Source organism: Sphingomonas caeni, assembly GCF_026013415.1.
In the GTDB taxonomy this organism is placed as follows: domain Bacteria; phylum Pseudomonadota; class Alphaproteobacteria; order Sphingomonadales; family Sphingomonadaceae; genus Sphingomonas; species Sphingomonas caeni.
This window is the reverse complement of the sequence record NZ_JAPDOK010000008.1, coordinates 16443-38392: the sequence shown is the minus strand read 5'-3', so window position 1 is coordinate 38392 and position 21950 is coordinate 16443. Positions and strand designations below refer to the sequence as shown.

The following is a 21950-nucleotide window of genomic DNA, read 5'->3' as shown; positions in this document are numbered from 1 at the left end:
CGAATGCAGCTCTGGGTCGGCCTGGGCAATCCCGGCCCCACTTATGCGATGCACCGGCACAATGTCGGCTTCATGGTGCTCGACGCCATCGCCGAGGTGCATGATTTCTCCGCGCCCAAGAAACAGTTCCAGGGCTGGACCCAGGAGGGGCGGATCGGCGCGGAGAAGATCGTGCTGCTCAAGCCCGCGACCTGGATGAACGAGAGCGGGCGCGCGGTGCGCTCGGCGATGGATTTCTACAAGCTCGCCCCCGGCGAGGTGACCGTCTTCCATGACGAGCTCGATCTCGCGCCGTTCAAGGTCAAGGTGAAGACCGGGGGCGGCACCGCGGGGCATAATGGGCTGCGCTCGACCGACGCGCATATCGGCCCCGATTTCCGCCGGGTGCGGCTGGGGATCGGGCATCCGGGGCACAAGGACCGGGTGACCGGCTATGTGCTCGGCAATTACGCCAAGAACGAGATCGAGCAGCTCACCGACATGCTGGGCGCGGTCGCCGCAGAGGCACCATGGCTCGCGGCGGGCGACGATGCGCGCTTCATGAACGAGGTTGCGCTGCGGCTCGGCTGACGAGCAGCGCGAACAGGATCGCGGCGACCGCGTTGGTGACGGCCTTGAACCAGAAATCGGGCGTGCCGGGCTCGAAGCCGGCATAGAAGAAGACCGCCATCGTCGCGATCATCGTGCCGGCGATCAGCCAGGCGCGGTGACGGTCGCTCCACGCCGGGTGCGCGGACCAGCCAGGCAAGGTCGTCACCATCGCCGCGCAGAGCAGCAGCGCCGGGCCGACCGCGGCGGCGGGGGGCAGCGCGGGCATGGCGCCGAACGCGATCACCTCGAGCCCGAACCACAGCACCGCCCAGACCGCGCCGCCGAGCGCGAGCAGGATCGGCGCGGGCGGCGCAAGCGGCTTGGGCGCCGCCGGGCGCAGGCTCAGCGCCGCAGCGATCAGCGCGGCGATCGCCGCGGCCGCGATCAGCACATAGGTCAGCGGGGGAGTATAGGCCGGCAAATGGAAGACCTGGGTGCGGGCGATCTGGGTCCAGCTGAACCAGGCGAAGAAGGATCCGAACGCGAACAGGGTCAGATGGACCGCCCAGCCCGCTTTGTTCAGCCAGCGGGCGTGGCGGCGGGCCGGGAACAGCATCTCGGTGAGCATCACCGGCACGAACACCACCAGCACCGCCTCATAGACCGCGGCCCAGAGGAAATAGACATAGTTGATCCCGAAGGCGCGGCCATATTCGACGCCCTTGATCTGAACCACCAGCGAGGCGAGCGAGGTCTGCTGGATCAACCATTCCTCGGCGATCGCCAGCGCCAGCGCGAGGCAGAGCATGCTCGCCCAGCCGCGATTCCCCGTGCGGACGAGTTCGCGGATCATCACCGCGCCGCCGCCCCACACCATCATTTCCACCGGAAAGACGAAGAGCGAGCTGAACCGGGTCGCGCCCGGAAGCACCTCGGCGATCAGCGGCGCGAGGACCGCGAGCGTCAGCGCGGGCGCGATCCGGGTCAGGAATCCGCGCTTTTCGATTGCATCTCGCGGCGGGGCCATCCATTCATCCTTCATGTCGAAAGAATCTCATGGACTAAATATCTCATGAGTGAGATAAATGCAACCGGTGATGACAGGGGCGGCGAAGCGGCGCCCAGCGTGGCGGAAGTCGATATGCTGCACCGGGATTTGAGCACCGCGGTGATCCTGTTCCACGAGGGCGTCTCGCGCCAGCTGGGCGTCTCCGCCGCCGAGCGCAAATGCCTGTCGGTGCTGTGGCAGCTGGGGGTGGCGACGCCGGGGCAGTTGCTCGAGGCGACGGGGCTGTCGAGCGGGGCGATCACGGGCATCGTCGACCGGCTCGAGCGCGCGGGCTATGCCAAGCGCGAGCCCAACCCGAACGACCGCCGCAGCCTGTTGATCAAGCCGCTGCGCCAGGCCGAGCTGATGCGCAAGATCGGCCCCGCCTTCGAGGGGCTGCGCGGCGCAATGGAGGGGGTGATCGCAAGCTATACCCCCGCCGAACGCGCGCTGATCGACCGGCACCTGCGCACGACGATCGCGGTGCTGCGCGAACAGACCGAGGCGATGGAAGCGCCGAAGCGCAAGCGGAAGGGCTGACCGCTCAACAATACGTCATCCCGGCGAAAGCCGGGACCCAGGAATCACGGGCGGCATCGCTCGCGGCTCTGGGTCCCGGCTTTCGCCGGGATGACGATCAAGGGACGGTCCCGCGCCACCCGGAGGCGGCGCGGGAAATACCGTCAGTTCTTCTTGCCGACGATCGCGCCGACGATGCGGGTGTCGGTTCCGCCGATCGTGCCCGCACCCGAGAAGGTGATGCCGAGCTCCGAACCCTGCGGGCCGAAAAAGGCGCCGAGCAGGCTGCCGGGGATCGGGCTGCCCGCGCCGAAATTGCCGGTGAAGGTGGTCGCGCCCGCCGCGATCGAGCCGACGCCGGTATAGGTGCCGAACGGCGTCTCGGCCCCGCCGGCGGCGACGGTGGTGACGTTGGCGGTGAAGGTCACGCCGCCGGTCGCCCAGTTGACGGTGACCGCAACGGTGCCGCCGAGGCGGACGACCGTGCCCCCCGCACCGCCGGTGACCGCGCGGCCCGCGACGCGCGCGGTATAGGTCGCGCTGCCGGTGGTCGGCATGTCGGTGCCGACGGTGGGATAGCCCCAGGCGCCATAGGTGATGCGGTGCGCGCCCGCGGTGCTGTCGGCGCGCAGCCAGCCGGTATAGCTGGTGCGGGTCAGCGCCAGCCCGGCATCGGTCGTGACCTTGTCCTTGACCGTGTTGTTGAGGAATTCGGCGCGGCTCGTCTGGCCCGCGGTGGTGCCGTTCTGGACAAAGGCGAATTCGGTGACGCCGGTCGCCGGGGGCGTGCCCGCGGTCAGATCGGCGTTGACGAAGCGCGACTCCTCGACATTCTCGCGGACGACCTGCTGGCTGCCGGTGGTGCTGGCGGTGGTCGGATCGACCAGGACGGCGAGACGGAAGCGGGTCGATGGGCCTTCGACGCCCGAGGGGCCGAGGACGAGCGTGCCGGCGCCGCTCGGATCGCCGGTATAGCTGGTATAGGCGTTGATCGAACCGAACTCGGTCGCGGCGGTCAGCGGGAAGCTCGAATAGCTCACCGGGGTCGGCGTCGGAGTGGTCGTCGGCGTCGGGGTCGGCGTCGGGCTGGGGGTCGGAGACGGGTCGCTGCCGCTGCAGGCGGCCAGGGCCATCGCCAGCGAGAGCGCAGCACCTTTGAAGACGAACGAACGGCGAATCATAAAACCCAGCTCCTTGAAGGAATCGCGGCCCCCGAAAGGGCCTTTGCCCCCTGTACCCCGGATGAACAAGAGGCGTCGAGTCGGGAGAGCGACGCAATGCCCGGCCCAGTCGCCCGGTCCGGAACCACCATCAAGACAAATGCTTGAGGCAAAACCGAGGCGAAACTGTGCCAGCGCAGGACTGGGCGGTGGAAACCCAAATTACCCGTCATCCCGGCGAAAGCCGGGACCCAGAGCCGCGAACGATGCCGACTGTTGCCCCGGGTCCCGGCTTTCGCCGGGATGACGGATTGGTCAGCTCGCCTTGTCGAGCCGCGCGCGAAGGGCCTGCATCTGGAACATGCGGTGGGTCTTGTCCTTGCCCTGGAACGGGCCGACGCCCGCCTCGGCGGCCTGCTGGATACAGGCGGTGACGCGGGCATTGCCCGGCGCAGCCTTCTCCTTGCCTGTCGCCGTCCCGTCGCCGTCGAAATCGCGGCCCACGGTGAATTTGGTCTTCACGTCATTGTCGAACGCCCAGGCCAGATAGGGCTCGATATTCGCCTTGGAGAGCTCGGGCGCGCCATCGGCGGCGGCGACGACGGTGTCGCCGAGCACCTTTTCGAGCTGCGCGCGGTAATGCTTCACATAGACGTCGGTGCCGCCCACCCCGGCGCCCGCGAGGAAGGCCTGCTTCCAGCGCATCGCGCTCAGGCATTCGACCGCGAAGCCCGCCTGGCGCTTCATCTTATTGTCGGCCTCGGCCTTCAGGACCTTGGCATTGTGCGCCTCGATCTCGCGCGCTTCCTTGTTGGGGTCGCACGCCGCGGCGCCCAGGAGCAGCGCGGCACACGCGAGTTTCAGGGCCGTGCGGCCCGCCATTCCGGTCTTCATGATTTCCCTCCCCAACGCCTTGTTTCGCCACAGTTTGGCGCGCGTTCGCCCCAAGTCAACGACACTTCGCTAACCCTTCCGGGTAACCTCCCGGCAAGGCGAAGGATTTACGATGTTATCGGGCCGGGGAATCGAGTGATGCGTAGCCAGCGGAACAGCCGGAAATGAGTGCAGAGGTGTTCATGCGCCGCTGGCTGGGGCTGTTCGCGCTGCTGAGCGGCCTCATCGTGTTCGCGCCGTTCCTCAGCCATGCGGTGGTAACCAATTCGGGGTGCGGCGACACGATCGGCGCGTGCGCGTCGCTGCAGGCCACGCTCGACTATCACAGCAGCTGGCTGGTGCTGGCGATCGTGCTGGCGCCGCTGATCGTCGCGATTGCGGCGCGGACGCTGACCATGAGCATCTTCGCCTGGGCCTTTCCCTTCGCGCTGCTGATGATGGCGGGGGCGATGCCGCTGTTCGTCCAGCTGAGCGCGTTCCGTGAACCCAATTATCTCGAAAATCTGCTGGCGCTGCCCGCGCTGATCCCCTTGCTGTTCCTCGTCGTGCTGCTGCTCGCGCTCAGCGTGGGCAGCGACGAGGACAAGGGTGCGGCGGGCGCGTGGAAGGCGATCCTGGGCTTTGTCGCGCTCGCTGCGGCGTTCGTCTCGGCGCCCGCCTGGCTGCTCGGGCTGGCGAGCATCCCCTATGCGGGGCAGTTCGCGCCGATGCTCGCTTACTATCTGGGGCTGGCGCATGGCGCGCTGGGGATCGCCGCGCGGATCCCGCAGCTCGTCAATACCGCGCTGGTCGGCTTCACGCTGGCGGCGGCGGGCACGATGCTCGCCTCGCGCGAGGGCCATGGCGGCGGCGGGCGGCAGCGGCTGGTATTCCGGGCCTGAAGCCTCTATCGGGCACGCCTTCCCCGATTTCAGGACAGGCATTTTCCCATGGGTTTCCGCTGCGGCATCGTCGGCTTACCGAACGTCGGCAAGTCGACGCTCTTCAACGCACTGACCGAGACCGCGGCAGCGCAGGCGGCCAACTATCCCTTCTGCACGATCGAGCCGAATGTCGGGAATGTCGCGGTGCCCGATCCGCGGCTCGACAGGCTCGCCGCCATCGCCGGCTCTGCGAAGATCATCGCGACCCAATTGGGCTTTGTCGACATCGCCGGCCTCGTCCGCGGCGCTTCGAAGGGCGAGGGCCTGGGCAACCAGTTCCTCGGCAATATCCGCGAGGTGGACGCGATCGTCCATGTGCTGCGCTGCTTCGAGAATGACGACATCCAGCATGTCGACAACAAGGTCGATCCGATCGCCGACGCCGAGACCGTCGAGACCGAATTAATGCTCGCCGACCTCGAAAGCCTCGAAAAGCGCGTGCCCAATCTCATCAAGAAGGGCCAGCAGGGCGACAAGGAATCGAAGATCGGCGCGAGCGTGCTGGGGCAGGCGCTCGAACTGCTGCGCGCGGGCAAGCCGGCGCGGTTGACCGAGCCCAGGGATGCCGAGGAGAAGCGCGTCTTCGATCAGGCGCAGCTGCTGACGAGCAAGCCCGTCCTCTATGTCTGCAACGTCAACGAGGAGGACGCCGCCAACGGCAACGCCCTCTCCGCGCGCGTGTTCGAGAAGGCGAAGGCCGAAGGGGCGGAAGCCGTCGTCGTCTCCGCCGCGATCGAGGCCGAGATCGCCACCATGCCGCCCGAGGAGCGCGGCGACTTCCTCGCCGAGCTTGGGCTCGAGGAGACCGGCCTCGCCCGCGTGATCACCGCAGGGTACAAGCTGCTCCATCTGCTGACCTTCTTCACCGTCGGCCCCAAGGAAGCGCGCGCCTGGACAGTCCATACCGGCGCCACCGCCCCCGAGGCCGCGGGCGAGATCCACAGCGATTTCGAAAAGGGCTTCATCCGCGCCGAAACGATCGCGTACGACGATTATGTCGCGCTGGGCGGCGAGGCGCGCGCGCGCGAGGCCGGCAAGCTACGCGCCGAGGGCAAGGCCTATGTCGTGCATGATGGCGACGTGATGCACTTCTTGCATAGCTAATACTGCACTTTTGAAACTTTTCTATTTAGTTTCAAATAGATATTTCAAATTCAAAGCTCAAAAATTCAGGCAAGTGCCTCCCGTCCTCAGAATCGCCTTTTTGTTCAGCGACTTCCGAGCCGTTAGCGGTTGCGGTCGAACTCTTCGGCCGTGGTCGTCCTCAACTCGAACCACGTGCCCACTCGCAGGTACAGTGTACGACGGCGGCGCACACATTTGCGGAGGGCAATAGCTTCGATGATAGGCTTGAGAACGTAGGCCAAAGAGCGGACCAACACCGCTGCAATTTCTTGCATGGGTGCGCCGTTCCTTTTCTACAGGCACAAAAAAAGCCGCTTTTGCGGCTGTTTGGCGGACGCAATCCGTCCCCCGTCTTTTTCGACCACTTTCGTGGCACTGCGTCAACATCGACGGGGTTAAAGGTCGTTTGCCGCCGTCAACATGTGTAAGTTTCGAGCCGAAATACACCAGTTGCAATAAATGCAGTTACCCTAGTGTTCGCCACATGGTGCGTTTCGCATCATTGGGAAGCGCTTTAGCCCACCATCTCCGCCGCGAACCACAGCAGCCCCGCCTGCCCGTGCAGGTCGCCGGTGACGGTCGGCCGCCCCAGATAATAGGCCGCGTCCTGCGACTGGCCGGTGCCGACGCAGACGTTCGACAGCTTGCCGTCCTCGCCGACATAGGACCTGAGCGCGGTCCATGCCTTCCGCGCGGCGGCGGCATAGGCGGGCCCGGTCAGCAACCCGCGCCGCGCGCCCAGCGCCATCGCGAAGCCGAACATCGCGGTGCCGCTCGTCTCCTTCCACGCTTCCGGATGGTCGATCAGCTGGCGCCACATCCCGTCCTCGGCCTGATGGGCGAGGAGCGCGGCCATCATCTTGCGGTAGCCGGCGAGGACTGGCGGATAATCGGGATGGCTGCGGGGCAGTTCGGAAAGGATCTCGGCCAGCCCCGCCGCGACCCAGCCATTGCCGCGCCCCCAGAAAAAAGGCGCATCCGGGCCATGGTGGAACAGCCCGTTCGGCTGCTGGAGCTTCGCGACATAGAGCCGCGCCATCAGCGCCGCGCGATCGAGATAGACGCGCCGCCGGGTCGCGCGCCACGCCGCGAGCTGGAGCGCGCCGATCATCCAGATATCGTCGATCCAGTATCGCGCCTGTTTGGTCAGGCCGTCGGGCGCGGTCTCGGCCCATTGGCCGTCGGCGAAGCCCAGCCCGGCCGCGCGATCGCCCAATTCGAGCGGCCAGACGCCGAAGACATTGGCGTCGACATGGTTGCGCGTGTTGGGGAGGTTGGCGGCGATCACCCTGGCGTAGCGGGCGGCGACGCGTTCGCTCAGCGCTTTGTCCCGCACCGCCCGCGCGAGGCGGAGCGCGCCATGGGCGCAGCATATCTCGGCATAGTGGAGCGCATGAACGTCGCCGACATCGTACATCATCAGATCGGCGCGATCGAGCCACGCGCCGGCGGAAAGCCTGCCGATCCGCGCCGCAGACGGCTCGGCGTCGCGCATCGCACCAAGCGGCGCGGCGAGCATCAGCAAAAGCGCTTCGCGGCGGATCATTTCGTCAGCATAGCGTTGTCCCCACGCCTGTCCGCCCCTATTATGGGGTGATGCTGCTCCGCCTGCTCCTCGCGCTGACGATCGCGCTGCTGCCGATGCCGGCGGTGGCCGCGTGCCATGCGCCGCAGGCGCCAACGCAAATGGGGGCGCATCATCACGGCGTGAAGCACGAACCCGTGAAGCAGGCGCCCGCCGAGCAGCTCTGCATGGGCTGCGTCGCTCCGGCGACGGTGCCCTCCCCCGAACTCGCGCCGCCGCTCGCCTTTGCGCGCCCCGGCACGCCCGCGGAGCCGCTGGCGGGCGAGCCGCTGACGGGCCTCCCGCCCGCGACGCCCCCTCCACGTTCCCAGGTGTGAATCCGTTGCGCAACCGCGCATCCTCACACCTACGGAGTTATCGATGACCAAGTCTCTCCTGCTCGCGGCGACCGCCGCGGCTGCGCTGACGGCGTTCCCTGCCGCCGCGCAGAATCACGCGCAACATGCCGGGCACGCCATGCCGATGCCCACCAAGCCGACGCCCAAGCCGACGCCCACGCCGACGCCCGCGCCCAGACCGCATGCGGGTCACGCCAGGCACGGCGCGCCGGCGCACCGGCCCTCTCCCGCCCCGACGCCCAGCCCGCACGCGGGTCACGCCATGCCGGACATGCCGATGCCCGCGCCTGCGCCTTCACCGGCGCCTGGCGGTGGCCATGCTGGACATGCCGGGCACGGCGGTATGGCTGGCATGACGGCGCCCGCGCCGTCTCCTGCGCCCACACCCGACCCGCATGCGGGGCACGTCATGCCCGGCATGTCGGCGCCCACGCCGTCTCCCGCGCCCGCACCCGACCCGCATGCGGGGCACGTCATGCCCGGCACGCCCTCGCCCGCGCCTTCGCCGGCGCCTACAGGCGGCCATGCGGGACATGCCGGGCATGACGATATGCCCGGCATGTCGATGCCCGCGCCGTCTCCTGCGCCCGCACCCGACCCGCATGCGGGGCACGTCATGCCCGGCACGCCCGCGCCTTCGCCTTCGCCGGCGTCCGCAGGCGGCCATGCGGGACATGCCGGGCAGGACGATATGCCCGGCATGCCGATGCCGGACAGCGGCATGCCGCTACCCTATGGCGAGGGATCGGGAACCGCCCGCCTGCCCGGCGCCGATGGGGGGATGCACGGGCTGCATCTTTCCGCGGGTGACTGGATGGTGATGGCGCACGGCTATGCCTGGGGCGTCTATACCGATCAGTCGGGCCCGCGCGGCGACAGCATGGGCTTTGTCGCGTCGATGGGGATGCTGACCGCCGAACGCGACGCCCCGGGGGCCCGCGTCCGGCTCCAGTCGATGTTCAGCCTCGAGCCCGCGATGGGCGCGCCCGGCTATCCCAACCTGTTCGCGACCGGCGAGACCGCGGGCGGCCGGCCGCTGGTCGACCGCCAGCATCCGCACGACCTGTTCATGGAGCTTTCGGCCCGTGTCGACGTCAAGCTCGGCGGCGGGGGCGATACGGTCTTCGTCTATGGCGGTCCGGTCGCCGAACCCGCGCTGGGGCCTTCGGCCTTCATGCACCGCGGCTCGGCGCGCTATCTGCCGCTCGCGCCGATCAGTCATCACTGGTTCGACAGCACGCACATTACCTATGGCGTGGTGACCGCGGGCTATTCGTCCAGGCGCTTCCAGATCGAGGCATCGGCGTTCCGGGGACGCGAGCCGGACGAGCGGCGCTGGGACATCGAGACGCCGGCGCTCGACAGCTGGAGCGTGCGCGCGAGCTTCAGCCCTACGCCGAACTGGCTGCTGCAGGTCAGCCATGGCCGGCTCAACCAGCCCGAATCGAGCCATCCCGGCGAGGACGAGGGGCGGACCACCGCGAGCATCCAATATGCCGATGGCCGGTTCAGCGGGCTGCTCGCCTTCTCGGCCAAGAACCGGATTCCCGGGCCGGTACTGACCGCCTGGACCGGCGAGGCGAACTGGAATGTCGCGGGCGGGCATAATCTGTTCGGCCGCGTCGAGATCGTCGAGAATGACGAACTCTTCCCCGACCATAATCACCCCCTGCACGACCGCATCTTCCGCGTGGCGAAGTTCGAGGGCGGCTATGCCTATCGCATCCCGCTGACCGACACCGTCAATCTGGCGCTGGGCGGGAGTGCGATGACCTATGCCCGGCCCGGCGCGCTCGCTCCCTATTATGGGCGGCCGATCGGCTTCACTGCCTTCGCCAAGCTCTCGCTCGGCGATTGACGGGACCGCCCGTTCCGCCGATCCTCGCGCTAATCAGGCGGGAGGATCGGCGGATGCGGTGGCTGGCGGCTTTACTGGCGGTGCTGGTGGCGACGCCCGCCCCCGCGCAGATGACCCGGACGCGGATCGATACCGGCGAGTTGCAGGGGAAGCCCTCGGGCAAGACCGGCGCGTTTCTCGGCATTCCCTTCGCGGCCCCACCGACCGGCGCCAACCGCTGGCGCGCGCCCCAGCCTGCAGCCGCATGGACCGGCGTTCGGCAGGCGACCGGCTTCGGGCCCGACTGCCTGCAGGACCTCGTCCCCAATCGCGGCGCGATCGGGCCCTGGACCTGGGAATATCTGCCCCAGGGGCCGGTGAGCGAGAACTGCCTGTTCGTCAACGTCTGGACTCCCGCGGCGGGCAAGGGCGCCAAGCTGCCGGTGTTGTTCTGGATCTATGGCGGCGGCTTCACCGGCGGGGGAAGCTCGCTCCCGCTCTATGACGGCACCGCGCTGGCGAGCCGCGGGATCATCGTCGTCTCGGTCAATTACCGGCTCGGCATCTATGGCTTCTTCGCCCACCCCGAGCTGAGCAGGGAAGCGGGCAGCTCGGGCGATTACGCCTTTCTCGACCAGATCGCCGGCCTCCAATGGGTGCGGCGGAACATCGCAGCGTTCGGGGGCGATCCGGGCAAGGTGACGATCATGGGGCAATCCGCCGGCGCCGCCTCGGTCCATGCGCTGATCGCCTCGCCGATGGCCAAAGGCCTGTTCCGCCAGGCGATCGCGCAGAGCGGATCGGGGATGGGGCGAAACTATCCCAGCCTCCAGACCGTCGAGACGATGGGCGCCGGTTTCGCCGCGGCAGCCGGGGCGCGCAGCCTGGCTGAGCTGCGCGCGCTCTCGCCCGATCAGATCAGTGCTACGCTGCACAAGCCCGAGATGCGCGGCGCGCGCTGGAGCCCGGTCGCGGGCACGCCGGTGCTGCCCGACGAGGACAAGGCTGTGAACCTCGTTCCCGTACTCACCGGCCTCACCGCCGACGAGGGCAGCGCGATCAGCCCCGAATACCGGCTCGACAGCGCAGGCGGGATCCGCGAGGCGCTGGTGCGGCGCTACGGAACCTTCGCCGACCGTTTCGCGCCGCTCTATCCCGCGCCCGACCCCGAGACCGCGCAAGCCTCAGCGCGGCTGATGGCGCGCGAGCGCGGGATCGCGGCGATGCTCGCCTGGGCGCGGTCCCGTCCGGCGGGGGCGCCGCCGGTCTATGGCTATCTGTGGACCTATGCCGAACCGGGGTCGAAGCCCGAATACCGCGCTTTCCACTCGGCCGAGCTCGCTTATGTCTTCGGCACGCTGTCGGTAACGCCCGAGCGGCCCTTCACCGACCGCGACCGGATGATTTCGCAGATGACGGGCGATTATTGGGCCGGCTTCGTCAAGACCGGCATCCCCGGCCGCCCCGGCCTGCCCGCCTGGCCGACGATCGACGGCGGCCAGATCATGCTGCTCGGTCCGGCCTTTGGCGCGATGCAGCCGATGCGGCCCGAGGCGCAGGCGCAGTTCGACGCCTTCGCGGCAGCGGGAGGCCGCGTCACCCTGTTCTGAGCTTACTTTATCCCGTCACGCAAAGCTGGCATGGCGGGGCTCGATGCGCTGGTATTCCAAACTCGCCGCCGCGGGCCTTGCCGCGCTGCTGCAAGCCTGCGCGACCGCTCCGGCGGTCGCCCCCGTCCCCGCCGTCCAGGCGGAGGTGCGCGCGCCGATCACCATCCTGATCTCGATCGACGGCTTCCGCGCCGACTATCTGAACCGCGGCGTGACCCCGGTGCTCTCGCGTCTCGCCGCCGAGGGCGCGAGCGGGACGATGCGGCCGAGCTTCCCGTCCAAGACCTTCCCCAATCACTGGACGATCGTCACCGGGCTGCGCCCCGATCGCCACGGCATCACCGCCAACAAGATCGAGGACCCGGACAAGCCCGACAAGCCGTTCAACATGGAGAATGACGACCCCAAATGGTGGAACACCGCCGAGCCGATCTGGGTCGCCGCGGAAAAGGCGAACATCCGCACCGCCACCATGTTCTGGCCCGGCTCGAACGTCGCCTTCGGGGGGCACCGCACCGGCAATTGGAGCGAGGTCGAGGGCGGCGCCCGCCCGCGCGACTGGCAGCAGTTCAACATGGCGATCAGCGGCGAGCAGCGCGTCAATGGCGCGCTCGATTGGGCCCGGCGCCCCGCGGCGATCCGGCCGCGCTTCATGACGCTCTATTTCGACACGATCGACAGCGCCGGCCATGATTTCGGTCCCGACGATCCGCGCACCACCGCGGCGCTGGGCGACGTCGATCGGCTGATCGGGATGCTCGTCGATGGCCTGGCGGCGATGGACCAGCCCGCGAACCTGGTGATCGTCGCCGATCACGGCATGGCCGGGACCAGTCCCGAGCGGACGATCCTTGTGGGCAGCTTCCTGCCGGCGGGCAGCTATCATGTCGTCGAAACGGGTCCCTATGCGAGCTTCGCCGTCATCCCCGGCCATGAGGCCGAGCTCGAAAAGGCGCTGCTCGGGCGGCACGATCATTTCGAATGCTGGCGCAAGGCCGAAATCCCGGCGCGCTTCCACTATGGGACCAACCCGCGCATCCCCCCCTATTTCTGCCTCGCCGATATCGGCTGGCTGCTCGCCGAAAAGCCGCCCAAGCCGACCGACGATCGCGGCAACCATGGCTATGACAATATGGCGCCCGAAATGGCGGCCCTGTTCATCGCCCATGGCCCGGCTTTCATCCCCGCAAAGCTGCCTGCGTTCGACAATGTCGATGTCTATCCGCTGCTGCGCGACCTGCTCGATCTGCCGCCGGTGGACGGACTCGACGGAAGCGACGCGGTGTTCATGAGCACGCTGCATTACGATCGAGGGGTTGCCAAAAGATAGTTTTCAAACGAAACCGATCCCATGCTCTATTTCGAAGACATGCAGGTCGGCCTGAAGCGCAGCTTCGGGCGTTACGAGGTCACCCGCGAAGAGGTGCTCGAATTCGCGCGCAAGTACGACGCGCAGCCCTTCCACCTTTCCGACGAGGCGGCGGCCAGGACCCATTTCAAGCGGCTCGCGGCGAGCGGCTGGCATACCTGCGCGATGACCATGTCGATGCTGGTCGAGAATATGGGGATGGCACCGCAGGCGAGCCTGGGCGCCGCGGGGGTGGACGAGCTGCGCTGGCTCAAGCCCGTCTATCCGGGCGACGTGCTGCGCGTCGAAACCGAGGTGCTCGAACGCCGCGCATCGCAGAGCCGGCCGGAGATGGGCAGCGTCCGGAACCAGACCACCGTGTTCAATCAGAATGACGAACCGGTGATGCGGTTTATCGCGATCGCGCTGGTGCGGCGACGGCCGGCCTAGATCAAGATTACGCCGTCATCCCGGCGAAAGCCGGGACCCAGAGTCGCAGGCGGCATCGCTTGTTGCCCTGGGTCCCGGCTTTCGCCGGGATGACGGAAAGGGTTCTATCCAATCCCGTTGCGGGATCAGTGCCCCTCGAACGCCACCAGCGAACTGACCGCCGCGCTGGCGAGCCTCCCACCCACGCGCTAGTCGAGATCACGCTCCGAAGGCGCGCGCCGCTCATAGCCCCAATCGGCATGGGGTCCGTTCGCATCGACCCAGAACATGAAACCATGGACCGATGAGTCGTTCGGGTTGGGCGTGGTGCGCGCATGGGCATGGGTGGGTCCGCGATAGAGGAGCCCGTCGCCGGTCAGCATCGTATAGGCGCGGTGCGGCAGGTCGCCCCAGTCCGCGAGCAGCGGGATCTCCGCCTCCTCGCCCTCGGTAGCGATCTCGAGCGGCCACGCCGCGTCGCCCGAGCAGGCCAAGGTCAGAGACAGCCCATGCTCCGACGCCGGGCGGTCGCGATGAACCCGCAGCGTGGCGCCGCGCGAATAGACGCGGAACATGCTGTAGCTGGGAATCAGATCGAGCCCGGTGACCGCGGACATGACGGGCGTCAGGCCCCAATGAAACGCCGCCAACGCGGGGTAGCGATTGCCATAGACCTGGACTGCCGCGCCGCGCACCGCGGTCCGGTTCTGCGGGCCGGTCCGCACGCTCTTGCCGTGCTCGCGGCATGCGGCGATGAATTGCGCGACGATGCGCGACGCGGCTTCGGGGTCGATCAGCTTTTCGAGCAGCGCATGGCCCTGCCCCCGATAGCTTTCCATGGCTCGCGTCAGCGCTTCCAGCCGCATGGCTAATCATACCCCCGAAGCCATTCGACATAACGCGCGACCAGATAGGCGTCGATGACGAGATGCGTCTCTTCCCCCCAAGCCCGACAAATAGGGGGCAGTCCCCCATCTATCTCCACGAGCGGAGCAATGTCATGTCATCGGACTCCAGCTACGGGCTCAGTGCCCCTCGAACGCCACCAGCGAGCTGACCGCGATCCCATCCGCGCGCAGCGCATCGGCGCCGCCAAGCTCGGGCAGATCGACCACGAACGCCGCCTGGGTCACCACCGCACCCGCCTTGCGGAGCAGCCGGACCGAGGCGCGGGCGGTGCCCCCGGTCGCGATCAGGTCGTCGACCAGCAGCACCCGCGCGCCGGGGGCGCAGGCGTCGGCATGGATGTTGATCCGGTCATGGCCATATTCGAGGGCATATTCCTCGGCGATCGTGGCGCCCGGCAGCTTGCCGTCCTTGCGGATCAGCAGCACGCCCGTGCCGAGCTTCACCGCCAGCGCCGCGCCGAAGATGAAGCCGCGCGCCTCGACCCCCGCGACCAGATCGACCGGCCCCGCGACCCGATCGGCCATGCGCTCGATCGTGAGCGCCAACCCCTCTGCATCGAGCAGCAGCGTGGTGATGTCGCGGAACATGATCCCGGGCTTGGGAAAGTCGGGGATGGTGCGGATGCGCCGCCGTATGTCCTCGTTGGCGAGCGCTACGGCGGCGTCCATGACTCTTTCCTCCGTTCGCCCTGAACCTGTCGAAGGGCTGCTTGCGATCGCGAGCGGTTCGTCAGCCCCGGACCGGGTCCGGGGCCGAACGGTTCTGGATCAGTGCTTCACGCCGGCCCAGACGGTGCGATAGGCACCGAAGGCGAGCAAGGTGGTGACGAGCAGGAAGAGCACGACCGCGAGGCCGGTCTGCTTGCGGGTCTCCATCGTCGGCTCGGACGCCCAGGTGAGGAAGGCCGAAACGTCCTGCGCCATCTGCGGCACGGTCGCGCGGGTGCCGTCGAGATAGGTCACCTGCCCGTCGCTGGTCAGCGGCTTGGGCATCGCGATGTTCAGATTGGCGAAATAGGGATTGAAGAAGGTGCCCGGGGGCGACTTGGCGCCGGGGAACTCCCTGAGCAGTTCCTGGCCCTTCTCGTTCTTGTACCCGTTCTGGTCGGCATAGCCCGTCAGGATCGAATAGACATAGCGGGCGCCGCCATGCCGCGCCTTGGTGATCAGCGAGAGATCGGGCGGGGTGCCGTTGCCGCTGTACGGGATGTGCGGGAAATGATCCGAGGGCAGGTTGCCGCGCTCGCCGCGGTCGCCGGTCTTGGGATCGAGCGTGGGCTGCTTGGCGTGGTTGTCGAAGTCCGAGGCGAGCTTCTTCACCTGCGCGTCGTTATAGCCCAGCCCCTTGAGCTCGCGGAACGAGACCAGGGAGAGTGAGTGGCAGGCCGCGCAGACCTCCTGATAGACCTGATAGCCGCGCTGCAACTGCGCGACGTCGAACTTGCCCAGCACCGGATTGTCGAACGAGAATGTCACATCCTCCTTCGGGTGCAGGTGGAATTCCTGCTCGGCGGTCACGGCGGGCTTCTCCGCGGTGATCGTGCCGTACAGCGCGATCAGCAGCACGAAGATGAAGCCCCCTCCGACGAGGAACTTGATCGAGCGGACGAAAAGCGGAAGCATGATCGTAATTTCCCCTTTACGCGCTCTTGCCGAGCACGGCTTCGGTGATCGAGCCGGGCAGCGGTTTCGGCGTCTCGATCCGCGAGATGATCGGCACGATGATCAGGAAGTGCGCGAAATAATAGGCTGCCGCGATCTGGCTGAGCATCACGTAGAGCGGCTCGGCGGGCGAACCGCCGCAGAAGCCCAGCACCAGCACGTCAACGATCAGCACCCAGAAGGACAGGCGGTACAGCGGCCGGTAATTGCCCGAGCGCACCGGCGACTTGTCGAGCCAGGGCAGGAAGAAGAGGATCAGGATCGAGCCGAACATCGCCAGCACGCCCCACAGCTTCGCCGGCAGGATGAAGTCCGCCGTGAAGGCGCGCAGGATCGCGTAGAAGGGCCAGAAATACCATTCGGGCACGATGTGCGCGGGCGTCGAGAGCCCGTTCGCCGGGATGTAATTGTCCGGATGGCCGAGCAGGTCGGGCGCGAAGAAGATCAAGGCGGTGTAGATCACCATGAACACGCCGAGCCCGAACCCGTCCTTGGCGGTGTAGTACGGGTGGAACGGCACCGTATCCTGCTCGCCCTTCACCTCGACGCCGGTCGGGTTCGACGAACCCGGAATGTGCAGCGCCCAGATATGGAGGATCACCGCGCCGACGATCACGAACGGCAGCAGGTAATGGAGCGAGAAGAAGCGGTTGAGCGTCGCGTCGTCGGGCGCATAGCCGCCGAGCAGCCATACCCGGATCCATTCGCCGACCACCGGGATCGCCGAGAAGAAGCCGGTGATCACCTGCGCGCCCCAGAAGCTCATCTGCCCCCAGGGGAGCACATAGCCCATGAACGCGGTCGCCATGGTGAGCAGGAAGATCACGACGCCGAGCAGCCACACCATCTCGCGCGGCGCCTTGTACGATCCGTAATAGAGCCCGCGGAACATGTGGATATAGAGCACCACGAAGAACATCGAGGCGCCGTTGGCGTGCGCGAAGCGGAGGAACCAGCCGCCGTTGACGTCGCGCATGATGCCGCCATTGACCGAGTTGAACGCTTCCGCGCCGCTCGAATGGAAGTGCATCGCCAGCACGATGCCGGTGACGATCTGGATCACCAGCACGACGCCGGCAAGGACGCCGAAATTCCACCAGTAATTGAGGTTGCGCGGCACCGGATAGCCGGCGCCGATCGCGTTATAGACGAAGCGGGGGAGCGGAAGCCGCTCGTCGACCCACTGCATCAGCGGGTGCTTCGGCTCGTAATGGCGTGCCCAGGGAAAGCTCATTCTCGGTTTCCTCAACCCACCGTGATCTTGGTGTCGGTGTCGAACTTATACGCCGGCACCGCGAGGTTCTTCGGCGCCGGACCTTTGCGGATGCGCGCCGCGGTATCGTAGTGCGAACCGTGGCACGGGCAGAAATAGCCGCCGAAATCGCCGCGCGCCTCGCCCTCGCCCGCGCCCAGCGGGACGCAGCCGAGATGGGTGCACACGCCCAGGGTGATCAGCCAGTTGGCCTTGCCCTCCTTGGTGCGCTCGGCGAGCGTCTGGGGATCGCGCAGCTCGGAAACCTTGACGGCGTTGGCCGCGGCGATCTCCGCCGGGGTCAGGTTGCGCACGAACAAGGGCTGCTTGCGGAACGACGTCTTGATCGCCTGGCCGGGCTCGATCTGCGACACATCGACCTCGGTGGTCGACTGGGCGAGAACATCGGCGGAGGGGTTCATCGAATTGATCAGCGGCAGCACGGCCACCACCGCACCGACGCCCGCGACAGAAACCGCAGCGTAGGTCAGGTAATCGCGGCGGCGCGGATTCTCTAGACCTGACGGATCGTCTTCAGTTGCCATGCTTCAGCCCTTGCACTTCGAACAAATGGGCGCGGACGCGCTTTTTAAACCGGACATGAGACGCTTGCGCGCCTCCCAGCCGCCCGGTGCCCCCGGTGGCTCGGGGCGCTGATAGACGCGCGAACGCGGCTTTGCCAACAGCATTTTGACGGGGGAGTGACGCAGGGCCTCGCCACGGCTGGAGCGGACGCCTCCGGATCAATCGTCATCCCGGCGAAAGCCGGGACCCAGAGCCAAGCAACGCATCGTCTGTAACCCTGGGTCCCGGCTTCCGCCGGGATGACGGAGATGGTTCAACCCGGACCCGTCTCGTTCTAGAGGAGCGTCATGCGCATCGCCCTCTACCAACCCGAAATCGCCGGGAATGTCGGCGCGATCCTGCGCACCGCCGCCTGTTTCGGCGCGGGAGTCGACCTGATCGAACCGATGGGTTTCGCCTGGGACGACCGCAGGGTCGCGCGGGCGGGGATGGACTATATCGATCACGTCCCGGTCACGCGCCATGTCGATTGGGACGCCTTCCTCGCCGCAACCGCGGGGCGGATCATATTGTTCACCACAAAGGGCGCGGCACGGCTCGACGAGACCGTATTCCGGCCCGGCGACGTGCTGCTGTTCGGATCGGAGGGCTCGGGCGCCCCCGATGCGGTGCACGACCGCGCGGACCTGCGCGTGCGGATCCCGATCCGGCCCGAGGTGCGGTCGCTCAACCTCGGCGTATCGGCAGGAATCGCATTGGCCGAGGCGTTGCGGCAAACCGGCGGCTGGCCCCGTTGAGGAGGGAATGATGGACCGATTCGAAAACAGACGGATGACCGATGCGGTGTTCGACGATGTGAACCTGGCCGGCGCGCGGTTCCACAACGTCAATCTCGCGGGGGCGAGTTTCGAGGATGTGAATCTTTCCGGGGTGCGGATCGAGAACGCCAATATCCAGGGGCTGACGATCTTCGGCTATGATGTCGGCGCGATGATCAGGAAGGCGCTGGAGGAAGACGGCTGCCACTAGAGCGAAGCAGGGCCGAACCTTTTACCGTCATCCCGGCGAAAGCCGGGACCCAGAGCCAAGCAGGGCAATCTTTGTGACTCTGGGTCCCGGCTTTCGCCGGGATGACGATTCAATATGAAAGCTGCCCGCCCGAGGCTCGACTTCCCCCTAAACCGACGGCAATGCGCCCGCATGGAACTCGACTCTCAGCAACAGGCCGCCCGCACCTGGTTCGAATCGCTTCGCGATTCGATCTGCGCCGAATTCGAATCGATCGAACGCGAGGCCGGATCGGACGCGAGCTTCGACTATATCGCCTGGGACCGCGCCGATCCCTCCGGGGACGGCGGCGGCGGGGTGCGCGGCGTGATGAAGGGCCGCGTGTTCGAAAAGGTCGGCGTGAACGTCTCGACCGTGGGCGGCAGCTTCGAAGGCGATTTCGCCAAGACCATCCACGGGGCGGGCGAGAACCCGGCATTCTTCGCCACCGGCATCAGTCTGGTCGCGCACATGGCCAACCCGCACGTTCCCGCGGTCCATATGAACACGCGCTTCCTGTGCACCACCAAACGCTGGTTCGGCGGCGGCGCAGACCTCAACCCGCCTTTGCCGATCGCGGAAGACACGGCGGACTTCCATGCACGTCTGAAGTCCGCCTGCGATGCGCATGACTCCGGCCATTATCCGCGCTTCAAGGCATGGGCCGACGATTATTTCTACATCCCCCACCGCCAGGTGCATCGTGGGGTGGGCGGCATCTTCTACGATCATCTCGAGAATGACTGGGATGCCGATTTCGCCTTCACCCGGGACGTCGGCCGCGCGTTCCTCGACATCTTCCCGCGCATCGTCCGGCGGCGGATGGCGATGCCCTATACCGATGCCGAAGTGGCGCAGCAGCGCGTGTGGCGCGGGCGCTATGCCGAGTTCAACCTCATCTACGATCGCGGCACCTTGTTCGGGCTCAAGACCGGCGGCAATGTCGATGCAATCCTGATGAGCCTGCCTCCGCTGGCAGCATGGGAGTAAATCTCTTTTCGTCGTCCCGGCGAAAGCCGGGACCCAGAGCCCAGAGCGCGTCACTTGCGGCTCTGGGTCCCGGCTTTCGCCGGGATGACGAGTATTCGGCATGGGATTGATCCCTGTCCCCGATGAGCAGGTGGCGTGCATCGTCACCTCGCTCGAGATGCTGACGCGCCCCGCGCCACGCCCGGCCCCGCCCTCCCCCTTCGCCCTGGTCCGCTGGCACGCGCCTTCGCCCGCACGCTACAAGACGCTGTTCCGCCGCGTCGGCGAGCCCTGGCTGTGGTTCTCGCGGCTGGTGATGGACGAGGAACGGCTGCGCGCGATCATCGAGGACGAGGCGGTCGAGATCTACGCCGTCACCGATCGCGCCGGGATCGAGGTCGGCATGCTCGAGCTCGATTTCCGCGTCGCCGAAACCTGCGAGCTCGGCTTTTTCGGCCTCGTCCCCGAGCTCAACGGCCAGGGCCATGGCGGCTGGCTGATGCACCAGGCGCTTACGCTCGCGTGGCGCAAGGGGGTCGCGCGCGTGTGGGTGCATACCTGCACGCTCGATCATCCCGGCGCGCTGCGCTTCTACCGGCGGCACGGCTTCGTGCCCTTCAAGCGCATGGTCGAAAGCTTCGCCGATCCGCGCCTCGCGGGGATCCTGCCCGCCGAAGCCGCGCCTCACATCCCCGTGCTGGGCGGCGGCAGCGCGCGATAGGCCGCGGCTTCGAGCAGCACCGCGAAGAGCATCGCCGCAGCCATCACCGCCGCCGTCAACGCCTTGAGCGGGCCCGAGACAAGCTCGCCCAGCGGCTCGGCCGCGACCGCCAGCGGCATCAGCGCCCCCCCGCCGAATACCGACAACCCCCAGGCGGTGAAGACGACAAGGAACAGCGGCCAGCCATTGCCATGGGTTCGCCCGAACGCCGCGAAAATCGCGTTCACGGGCCCGCGCTCGCGCTCGCGCAGATAGACGGCGCTGGTGACGAAGGTGCGCCCGGACAGATAGCAACCCGGCACGACGAAGGCGAACAGACCCAGCGTGACCGCCAGCGACGCGATGTAACGCGCCGCGATCAGCCCAGGCAGCAGCCGGAAGCCCCGCGCCATCGCCTCGCCCACGCTCGGGCGCGCGGGATCGAGCAGCATCAGCAGCAGCGTCCCCACCCCCATCGATTCGGCGATATAATGTGCCGCGAACCAGAGCAGGTTCTGCTGGAAATAGTCGAGCCACAGGTTGAGCACCGCCTGTTCGTCCAGCCCATCGACCGGCTTCATCGGGCCGACGAACAGGAACAGCGCAAGCTGGGGCAGCATGAAGAACACCGCCGCCACCGTCACCAGCAGTTGCGGCCCGCCGCGCCACAGTGCGGCGGCGTCCGCGAAAATGTCCGAAAGGCGCAGCCTCATGCGCGCGCGGCGCTGTGCTGGGCGCCGATCAGGGCCTGATAGAGCTTGGCGGCGAATACCGGCACGAGCGCGAAGAAGGCGGTCTGCACCGCCGCGACCATCACCGAGGTGAGCACGCTCGACAGGCTGAGCGCGCCGCCGGGCCCCGCGACGAGGGTGAAGACCGATCCGAACACCAATTTGGTCGCCAGCGTCGCGACGGTCGAAACGATCGCGTAGAGCAGGGTCACCCCGACGATCGGCAGCGCCACCCCGCGGGTCAGCCGCCAGCTGCGCGGGATCGCGCCGAACATCGCCTTTTCGGCGACGACCACCGGATAGGCGAGGATCAGCCGCGCGGTCAGCCAGACCGCGGCGACGATCGCAAGCAGGCAATAGATCGAAAGCGCCCACAAGACCGGCAGCGGCAGCGACATCGAGAGATCGTCGATCCCGCGCCCGCTCACGCCCACGGTCAGGATCGGCGGCAGCGCCAGCAGGCAGATCCCGCCAAAGGTGACGACCGACACGAGCAGCGCCGGCACCAGCCGCCTGAGCCCCACCGAACCCGGATCGCCGGGATGGTCGAGCGCCATCGCGGTGATCGCCAGCCAGCCCCAGGTCACCAGCCCTGCAAAGGCCAGCCCGATCAGGCTGAGCGTCAGCGCCAGCCCCGCACTCGCATTCTCCATCACCGGCTCGAGGCTGCCCTGGATCGACAGCGGCACGAAATAGGCGAGCAGGGAGATCGGCAGAATGGCGGCGAAATTGTCGGTCAGGAATTCGGCCGTCCGATCCCAGACGGTGCCCATCTTCACCATGGCAAAACGCTTTCCCCTTCGGGCGAT

24 protein-coding genes are annotated in these 21950 nt (G+C 67.2%); 13 read left to right on the top strand and 11 right to left on the bottom strand.

The genetic code is table 11. The features are described 5' to 3' along the window. Positions 1-3 precede the first annotated feature (3 nt). The gene (pth, locus tag OF829_RS17015) at positions 4-570 is read left to right on the top strand and encodes an aminoacyl-tRNA hydrolase (RefSeq protein ID WP_264941340.1); all 567 of its coding nucleotides are present in this window, start codon (positions 4-6) and stop codon (positions 568-570) included. Here the strand turns inward: pth and OF829_RS17010 are convergent. After that, positions 539-1558 (bottom strand): hypothetical protein, encoded by a 1020-nt coding sequence (locus OF829_RS17010; RefSeq protein ID WP_264941339.1) that lies wholly within the window; start codon positions 1556-1558, stop codon positions 539-541. The genes pth and OF829_RS17010 overlap by 32 nt on opposite strands. Before the next feature lie 45 nt (positions 1559-1603). On the opposite strand from OF829_RS17010, the gene OF829_RS17005 reads away from it, so the two are divergent. Beyond that, on the top strand, positions 1604-2119 hold the full coding sequence (locus tag OF829_RS17005; protein WP_264941338.1) for a MarR family transcriptional regulator: 516 nt from the start codon (positions 1604-1606) through the stop codon (positions 2117-2119). 143 nt (positions 2120-2262) lie between these two features. Here the strand turns inward: OF829_RS17005 and OF829_RS17000 are convergent, their stop codons facing one another. Together OF829_RS17000 and OF829_RS16995 are read right to left on the bottom strand one after the other, a co-directional pair. Then, positions 2263-3279: a transferrin-binding protein-like solute binding protein gene (locus tag OF829_RS17000; RefSeq protein ID WP_264941337.1), complete on the bottom strand. Its 1017-nt coding sequence runs from the start codon at positions 3277-3279 to the stop codon at positions 2263-2265. Positions 3280-3573: 294 nt separating this feature from the next. After that, positions 3574-4152, bottom strand: a complete 579-nt coding sequence (locus OF829_RS16995; RefSeq protein WP_264941335.1) for a hypothetical protein — start codon at positions 4150-4152, stop codon at positions 3574-3576. A gap of 164 nt (positions 4153-4316) precedes the next feature. On the opposite strand from OF829_RS16995, the gene OF829_RS16990 reads away from it, so the two are divergent. Beyond that, positions 4317-5033 carry a hypothetical protein gene (locus tag OF829_RS16990; RefSeq protein ID WP_264941334.1) on the top strand — a complete coding sequence of 239 codons (717 nt, stop codon included), beginning with the start codon at positions 4317-4319 and terminating at the stop codon, positions 5031-5033. A gap of 48 nt (positions 5034-5081) precedes the next feature. After that, entirely contained in the window at positions 5082-6179 is a 1098-nt protein-coding gene (gene ychF / locus OF829_RS16985) for a redox-regulated ATPase YchF (RefSeq protein ID WP_264941332.1), read from the top strand. Positions 6180-6714: 535 nt separating this feature from the next. Here ychF and OF829_RS16980 read toward each other — a convergent pair. Further along, on the bottom strand, positions 6715-7746 hold the full coding sequence (locus OF829_RS16980; RefSeq protein ID WP_264941331.1) for a glycoside hydrolase family 88/105 protein: 1032 nt from the start codon (positions 7744-7746) through the stop codon (positions 6715-6717). 50 nt (positions 7747-7796) lie between these two features. On the opposite strand from OF829_RS16980, the gene OF829_RS16975 reads away from it, so the two are divergent. From OF829_RS16975 to OF829_RS16955, 5 genes are read left to right on the top strand one after another with little or no spacing between them, the layout of a single operon-like run. Next, on the top strand, positions 7797-8102 hold the full coding sequence (locus tag OF829_RS16975) for a hypothetical protein (RefSeq protein WP_264941329.1): 306 nt from the start codon (positions 7797-7799) through the stop codon (positions 8100-8102). A 43-nt stretch (positions 8103-8145) separates the two neighbouring features. Next, positions 8146-9981, top strand: coding sequence for a hypothetical protein (locus tag OF829_RS16970; protein WP_264941328.1), 1836 nt, complete (start codon positions 8146-8148; stop codon positions 9979-9981). A gap of 53 nt (positions 9982-10034) precedes the next feature. Beyond that, a complete protein-coding gene (locus tag OF829_RS16965; protein WP_264941327.1) occupies positions 10035-11570 on the top strand; it encodes a carboxylesterase/lipase family protein in 1536 nt (511 codons plus the stop codon). Positions 11571-11613: 43 nt separating this feature from the next. Then, on the top strand, positions 11614-12900 hold the full coding sequence (locus OF829_RS16960) for an alkaline phosphatase family protein (protein WP_264941326.1): 1287 nt from the start codon (positions 11614-11616) through the stop codon (positions 12898-12900). Positions 12901-12921: 21 nt separating this feature from the next. Then, a complete protein-coding gene (locus tag OF829_RS16955) occupies positions 12922-13368 on the top strand; it encodes a MaoC family dehydratase (protein ID WP_264941325.1) in 447 nt (148 codons plus the stop codon). A 188-nt stretch (positions 13369-13556) separates the two neighbouring features. Here OF829_RS16955 and OF829_RS16950 read toward each other — a convergent pair whose 3' ends face one another. The 5 genes from OF829_RS16950 to petA form a co-directional block, all read right to left on the bottom strand. Beyond that, positions 13557-14186: a hypothetical protein gene (locus OF829_RS16950; RefSeq protein WP_264941324.1), complete on the bottom strand. Its 630-nt coding sequence runs from the start codon at positions 14184-14186 to the stop codon at positions 13557-13559. A gap of 186 nt (positions 14187-14372) precedes the next feature. Then, on the bottom strand, positions 14373-14924 hold the full coding sequence (locus tag OF829_RS16945; RefSeq protein WP_264941323.1) for an adenine phosphoribosyltransferase: 552 nt from the start codon (positions 14922-14924) through the stop codon (positions 14373-14375). Positions 14925-15023: 99 nt separating this feature from the next. Next, positions 15024-15878, bottom strand: a complete 855-nt coding sequence (locus OF829_RS16940) for a cytochrome c1 (protein ID WP_264941321.1) — start codon at positions 15876-15878, stop codon at positions 15024-15026. 16 nt (positions 15879-15894) lie between these two features. After that, positions 15895-17151, bottom strand: a complete 1257-nt coding sequence (locus OF829_RS16935) for a cytochrome b (protein ID WP_264941320.1) — start codon at positions 17149-17151, stop codon at positions 15895-15897. 11 nt (positions 17152-17162) lie between these two features. Beyond that, positions 17163-17714 carry a ubiquinol-cytochrome c reductase iron-sulfur subunit gene (petA, locus tag OF829_RS16930; protein WP_264941319.1) on the bottom strand — a complete coding sequence of 184 codons (552 nt, stop codon included), beginning with the start codon at positions 17712-17714 and terminating at the stop codon, positions 17163-17165. Positions 17715-18041: 327 nt separating this feature from the next. On the opposite strand from petA, the gene OF829_RS16925 reads away from it, so the two are divergent. The 4 genes from OF829_RS16925 to OF829_RS16910 all read left to right on the top strand — a co-directional run bounded on the left by OF829_RS16925 (position 18042) and on the right by OF829_RS16910 (position 20431). Beyond that, positions 18042-18491: a tRNA (cytidine(34)-2'-O)-methyltransferase gene (locus OF829_RS16925; RefSeq protein WP_264941318.1), complete on the top strand. Its 450-nt coding sequence runs from the start codon at positions 18042-18044 to the stop codon at positions 18489-18491. 10 nt (positions 18492-18501) lie between these two features. After that, the gene (locus OF829_RS16920) at positions 18502-18723 is read left to right on the top strand and encodes a pentapeptide repeat-containing protein (protein ID WP_264941316.1); all 222 of its coding nucleotides are present in this window, start codon (positions 18502-18504) and stop codon (positions 18721-18723) included. A gap of 171 nt (positions 18724-18894) precedes the next feature. After that, complete coding sequence (gene hemF / locus OF829_RS16915; protein WP_264941315.1) at positions 18895-19731, top strand: oxygen-dependent coproporphyrinogen oxidase; 837 nt, start codon at positions 18895-18897, stop codon at positions 19729-19731. A 100-nt stretch (positions 19732-19831) separates the two neighbouring features. Continuing rightward, the gene (locus OF829_RS16910; protein ID WP_264941314.1) at positions 19832-20431 is read left to right on the top strand and encodes a GNAT family N-acetyltransferase; all 600 of its coding nucleotides are present in this window, start codon (positions 19832-19834) and stop codon (positions 20429-20431) included. Here the strand turns inward: OF829_RS16910 and OF829_RS16905 are convergent. Both OF829_RS16905 and OF829_RS16900 read right to left on the bottom strand, forming a co-directional pair. After that, the gene (locus OF829_RS16905) at positions 20395-21123 is read right to left on the bottom strand and encodes a hypothetical protein (RefSeq protein WP_264941313.1); all 729 of its coding nucleotides are present in this window, start codon (positions 21121-21123) and stop codon (positions 20395-20397) included. The genes OF829_RS16910 and OF829_RS16905 overlap by 37 nt on opposite strands. Continuing rightward, positions 21120-21914, bottom strand: a complete 795-nt coding sequence (locus OF829_RS16900) for a hypothetical protein (protein WP_264941312.1) — start codon at positions 21912-21914, stop codon at positions 21120-21122. The genes OF829_RS16905 and OF829_RS16900 overlap by 4 nt, the downstream gene beginning before the upstream one ends. Positions 21915-21950: the final 36 nt, after the last annotated feature.

Excerpts from the sequence above, each read along its gene's own strand:
- pth (WP_264941340.1), top strand. The coding sequence starts at position 4 with ATGCAGCTCTGGGTCGGCCTGGGCAATCCCGGCCCCACTTATGCGATG.
- OF829_RS17010 (WP_264941339.1), bottom strand. The coding sequence starts at position 1,558 with ATGGCCCCGCCGCGAGATGCAATCGAAAAGCGCGGATTCCTGACCCGG.
- OF829_RS17005 (WP_264941338.1), top strand. The coding sequence starts at position 1,604 with ATGAGTGAGATAAATGCAACCGGTGATGACAGGGGCGGCGAAGCGGCG.
- OF829_RS17000 (WP_264941337.1), bottom strand. The coding sequence starts at position 3,279 with ATGATTCGCCGTTCGTTCGTCTTCAAAGGTGCTGCGCTCTCGCTGGCG.
- OF829_RS16995 (WP_264941335.1), bottom strand. The coding sequence starts at position 4,152 with ATGAAGACCGGAATGGCGGGCCGCACGGCCCTGAAACTCGCGTGTGCC.
- OF829_RS16990 (WP_264941334.1), top strand. The coding sequence starts at position 4,317 with ATGAGTGCAGAGGTGTTCATGCGCCGCTGGCTGGGGCTGTTCGCGCTG.
- ychF (WP_264941332.1), top strand. The coding sequence starts at position 5,082 with ATGGGTTTCCGCTGCGGCATCGTCGGCTTACCGAACGTCGGCAAGTCG.
- OF829_RS16980 (WP_264941331.1), bottom strand. The coding sequence starts at position 7,746 with ATGATCCGCCGCGAAGCGCTTTTGCTGATGCTCGCCGCGCCGCTTGGT.
- OF829_RS16975 (WP_264941329.1), top strand. The coding sequence starts at position 7,797 with ATGCTGCTCCGCCTGCTCCTCGCGCTGACGATCGCGCTGCTGCCGATG.
- OF829_RS16970 (WP_264941328.1), top strand. The coding sequence starts at position 8,146 with ATGACCAAGTCTCTCCTGCTCGCGGCGACCGCCGCGGCTGCGCTGACG.
- OF829_RS16965 (WP_264941327.1), top strand. The coding sequence starts at position 10,035 with ATGCGGTGGCTGGCGGCTTTACTGGCGGTGCTGGTGGCGACGCCCGCC.
- OF829_RS16960 (WP_264941326.1), top strand. The coding sequence starts at position 11,614 with ATGCGCTGGTATTCCAAACTCGCCGCCGCGGGCCTTGCCGCGCTGCTG.
- OF829_RS16955 (WP_264941325.1), top strand. The coding sequence starts at position 12,922 with ATGCTCTATTTCGAAGACATGCAGGTCGGCCTGAAGCGCAGCTTCGGG.
- OF829_RS16950 (WP_264941324.1), bottom strand. The coding sequence starts at position 14,186 with ATGGAAAGCTATCGGGGGCAGGGCCATGCGCTGCTCGAAAAGCTGATC.
- OF829_RS16945 (WP_264941323.1), bottom strand. The coding sequence starts at position 14,924 with ATGGACGCCGCCGTAGCGCTCGCCAACGAGGACATACGGCGGCGCATC.
- OF829_RS16940 (WP_264941321.1), bottom strand. The coding sequence starts at position 15,878 with ATGCTTCCGCTTTTCGTCCGCTCGATCAAGTTCCTCGTCGGAGGGGGC.
- OF829_RS16935 (WP_264941320.1), bottom strand. The coding sequence starts at position 17,151 with ATGAGCTTTCCCTGGGCACGCCATTACGAGCCGAAGCACCCGCTGATG.
- petA (WP_264941319.1), bottom strand. The coding sequence starts at position 17,714 with ATGGCAACTGAAGACGATCCGTCAGGTCTAGAGAATCCGCGCCGCCGC.
- OF829_RS16925 (WP_264941318.1), top strand. The coding sequence starts at position 18,042 with ATGCGCATCGCCCTCTACCAACCCGAAATCGCCGGGAATGTCGGCGCG.
- OF829_RS16920 (WP_264941316.1), top strand. The coding sequence starts at position 18,502 with ATGGACCGATTCGAAAACAGACGGATGACCGATGCGGTGTTCGACGAT.
- hemF (WP_264941315.1), top strand. The coding sequence starts at position 18,895 with ATGGAACTCGACTCTCAGCAACAGGCCGCCCGCACCTGGTTCGAATCG.
- OF829_RS16910 (WP_264941314.1), top strand. The coding sequence starts at position 19,832 with ATGGGATTGATCCCTGTCCCCGATGAGCAGGTGGCGTGCATCGTCACC.
- OF829_RS16905 (WP_264941313.1), bottom strand. The coding sequence starts at position 21,123 with ATGAGGCTGCGCCTTTCGGACATTTTCGCGGACGCCGCCGCACTGTGG.
- OF829_RS16900 (WP_264941312.1), bottom strand. The coding sequence starts at position 21,914 with ATGGGCACCGTCTGGGATCGGACGGCCGAATTCCTGACCGACAATTTC.